Origin of the sequence: Pontibacterium sp. (assembly GCF_041587635.1) — a bacterium.
Classification (GTDB): Bacteria; Pseudomonadota; Gammaproteobacteria; order Pseudomonadales; family Balneatricaceae; genus Pontibacterium.
Map to the genome: position 1 here is coordinate 1 of NZ_JBFGYC010000449.1, position 3,343 is coordinate 3,343.

General features: G+C 52.2%; 4 protein-coding genes. 2 read left to right on the forward strand and 2 right to left on the reverse strand.

Annotation, left to right across the window (positions count from 1 at the left end; genetic code table 11):
* Both ABYW01_RS17240 and ABYW01_RS17245 read left to right on the forward strand, forming a co-directional pair.
* Positions 1-1,238, forward strand: a 1,238-nt coding sequence (locus ABYW01_RS17240; protein WP_372835118.1) for an OapA family protein, incomplete at its 5' end; no start/stop codon positions are given.
* Positions 1,235-2,347, forward strand: a complete 1,113-nt coding sequence (locus tag ABYW01_RS17245) for an anhydro-N-acetylmuramic acid kinase (protein ID WP_372835120.1) — start codon at positions 1,235-1,237, stop codon at positions 2,345-2,347. The genes ABYW01_RS17240 and ABYW01_RS17245, both read left to right, overlap by 4 nt.
* A gap of 66 nt (positions 2,348-2,413) precedes the next feature.
* Here the strand turns inward: ABYW01_RS17245 and erpA are convergent, their stop codons facing one another.
* On the reverse strand, positions 2,414-2,770 hold the full coding sequence (erpA, locus tag ABYW01_RS17250; RefSeq protein ID WP_193954986.1) for an iron-sulfur cluster insertion protein ErpA: 357 nt from the start codon (positions 2,768-2,770) through the stop codon (positions 2,414-2,416).
* Positions 2,771-2,845: 75 nt separating this feature from the next.
* The coding region (locus ABYW01_RS17255; protein ID WP_372835124.1) for an Asd/ArgC dimerization domain-containing protein at positions 2,846-3,343 on the reverse strand (498 nt) is incomplete at its 5' end.

A 3,343-nucleotide genomic window follows, 5' to 3' on the forward strand; every position in this document is an offset into this window, starting at 1 on the left:
GCGAATCACTGCCATTACCGGATACACGCAGCTCCTTGCCCGCCGCTCAACCCCAGCAAGCTAAGCTGGAGATTCCGGCCCCTGCGGCGCAAGCAACGCCTGCTGTATCAACACCTAACGCAACTCCCGCGGTCGACGAGAACTGGGTCCGCTACACCATCGGCAAAGGTGACACCCTTTCTTCGCTTTTTTCGAAAGCGGGTCTGAGCTCTCAGGACGTTTACAGCGTTACGAACGCCTCGCGTCACAATAAGGGTTTATCTCGAATCTATCCCGGCCAGGAAATTTCATTCCTGATCGAGAACAACGAGCTGAAGAAACTCCGCCTGATTCGTTCGAAACTGCTAAGTACACAGATTGAAAAAACCGAAAACGGCTACGTTTCCCAGATCATCGAACGCAAACCCGAGATTCAACACCGATATGCCAGCGGCGTTATAAATTCGTCGCTATTTGTTGATGCAGAGAAAGCCGGACTTTCTAACCGCATGATCATGTCTTTAGCTTCGATCTTTGGCTGGGATGTAGATTTTGCACTGGATATTCGTCAGGGCGATAGCTTCAGCGTTATTTACGAAGAGCGCTTCCTCGATGGAAAAATGATTGGGGAAGGCAATATCATCGCGGCACAGTTTACTAACCAGGGACGATTAGTGACGGCACTGCGTTTTACCGATAGCAACGGCACGAGCAGCTATTACACGCCTAACGGGAAAAGCATGCGCAAGGCTTTTCTGCGGACGCCGGTTGATTTTGCCCGCATCAGCTCTCGCTTTAACCTGAAACGCAAGCATCCCGTTCTTAATCGTATCCGTGCCCATAAAGGTACCGATTATGCCGCACGCACCGGCACACCAATCAAAGCTTCAGGTGACGGTAAAATCATCTGGCGCGGCACCAAGGGCGGCTTTGGCCGAGCGGTTATCATTCAGCATGGTAGCAACATCACTACCCTGTATGCCCACATGTCGAAATACCGCAAAGGCCAGCGCTCAGGTAGCCGGGTCAAACAAGGTGATATCATCGGTTATGTCGGTCAGTCGGGGCTGGCCAGTGGACCTCACCTGCACTATGAGTTCCGTCTAAACGGCGTACACAAAAATCCAATGCGCGTAAAGTTTCCAAACGCGGCTCCTATTCCAAAGAAAGAGCGCCCTGCATTCAAGGCGGTCGCCGCTACACTCATGACACAACTTGAGTCCTACCGCACCACTCAAGTGGCTGTTTTACAGCAATGAAAGAACACGACATCTTTATCGGGCTGATGTCTGGAACCAGCCTTGACGGTATCGACGCGGTCGCGGTTCGCTTTGCACCAACATTTGAGTTATTGGGGAGTTGCAGCTGCGAACTGCCAAGCACGGTACGCGATCAGATTTTGACGCTCTGCACCCCCGGCAATGATGAAATTGACCGCATGGGCAAACTGGATCAAACATTGGCTCAACTGTTTGCAGATGCGGCGCTGAAGCTTATGGCAACGCTGAATATGAGTGCCGATCAGGTGACAGCTATTGGCAGCCATGGACAAACAATCCGGCATCGCCCTGAACACGGTTTCACACTGCAAATTGGTAATCCCAGTCTGATCAGTGAACTGACGGGGATCACCACCGTAGCCGACTTCCGACCGCGCGACATCGCTGCAGGAGGCGAAGGTGCGCCCTTGGTCCCTGCCTTTCACAAAGCCCTGTTTTCCGACCGGCAACATGCCCGCATTGTCTTGAACATCGGCGGCATGTCGAATATCACGTGGTTACCGGCCGATCAGTCCCAAACCGTCATGGGTTACGATACCGGCCCGGGCAACGTCTTGTTGGATGGATGGATTTCCGAGCACCAACAGCGCAGTTATGACGCCGAAGGCTTTTGGGCTGCGCAAGGTAACGTAGACAGCCAACTGTTAGACCAGCTACTAAGCCTTCCCTATTTCAGCAAGCCTGCCCCCAAAAGCACCGGCCGCGAACAATTTAATATGGCATGGCTACAGGAACAGATGACGCTCTGTCGCAGCACCTCTGCCCCACAAGACGTGCAAGCTACATTGCTGGAACTCACTGCCCGCACCATCAGTGATCAGATATGTACATTTTCACCAGAAGGCGTCTCAGACATTTTCGTATGCGGTGGTGGTAGTCATAACCAGACGTTGCTTAAACGTCTGTCACAGCTACTGAGTCCGATTAAGGTCAACACAACAGACGCATTGGGATTACACCCTGACTGGGTTGAAGCCTGCGCCTTTGCCTGGCTGGCGAAACAAACGCTCAACGGCCTGAGTGGTAACCTACCGGATGTAACCGGCGCACGCGGGGAACGCATTTTGGGTGCAATTTACCCGGCATAGATATCGCGGGCGTTTCAGAAGCGAAATAAAGAGCGGGATGATCGGACGACCATCCCGTTATGGGGATCAGATAGAGAACGAGGAACCACAACCACAGGTGGTGGTTGCGTTCGGGTTGTTAATCACAAACTGAGAACCCGCTAAGCCCTCTTTGTAATCCACTTCGGACCCGACCAGGTATTGGAAGCTCATCGCGTCCACAACCATCTCTACACCATTACGCTCAATGGTGGTGTCATCTTCGGCAACAGCTTCATCAAAGGTAAAGCCGTAAGAGAAACCGGCACAACCACCACCGGTGATATACACCCGCAGTTTCAGGTTATCGTTCTCTTCCTCTTCAATCAGATTGCGCACCTTATTCGCCGCAGCGTCGGTGAACATCATTGAAGCTTCCGCAGTTGGATCTACTGTTTCAATCATCTTGCAATAACACCTACTTAGTCAGGCGGACATTATCAGCTTAACCAAGCAATTCAGTCAAGTATTAAAGATGCCTTATGGCATCATACCCACTTGTTCCAGACCCGCGGTCTCTGGCAGGTCAAACATGATATTCATGTTCTGTACCGCCTGACCGGCTGCCCCTTTCACCAGATTATCGATCACAGATAAGACCACAACAGTGTCCTGATTACCCGGGCGATGCACGCTGATACGGCACTGGTTAGCGCCTTTTACGCTGCGGGTTTCTGGATGACTGCCTGCGGGCATCACATCAACGAATGGCTCGTTGGCATAACGCTCTTCGAACATTTTTTGCAGGTCATGATCCACCGGATCACGCAGAATTCCGTACAAAGTTGCGTGAATACCACGAATCATCGGCGTCAGGTGCGGCACAAATGTCAATCCAACCGGGCGTTCTGCTGCGGCGGACAAACCTTGCTTAATCTCTGGCAGGTGACGGTGTCCCGGAACGGCATATGCCTTCATGCTTTCACTGCTTTCACACAGCAAAGAGCCAACATTGGCACCCCGTCCAGCACCACTCAC

Coding starts and splice junctions, on each gene's coding strand:
- erpA (WP_193954986.1), bottom strand. CDS start 2,770: ATGATTGAAACAGTAGATCCAACTGCGGAAGCTTCAATGATGTTCACC.
- ABYW01_RS17245 (WP_372835120.1), top strand. CDS start 1,235: ATGAAAGAACACGACATCTTTATCGGGCTGATGTCTGGAACCAGCCTT.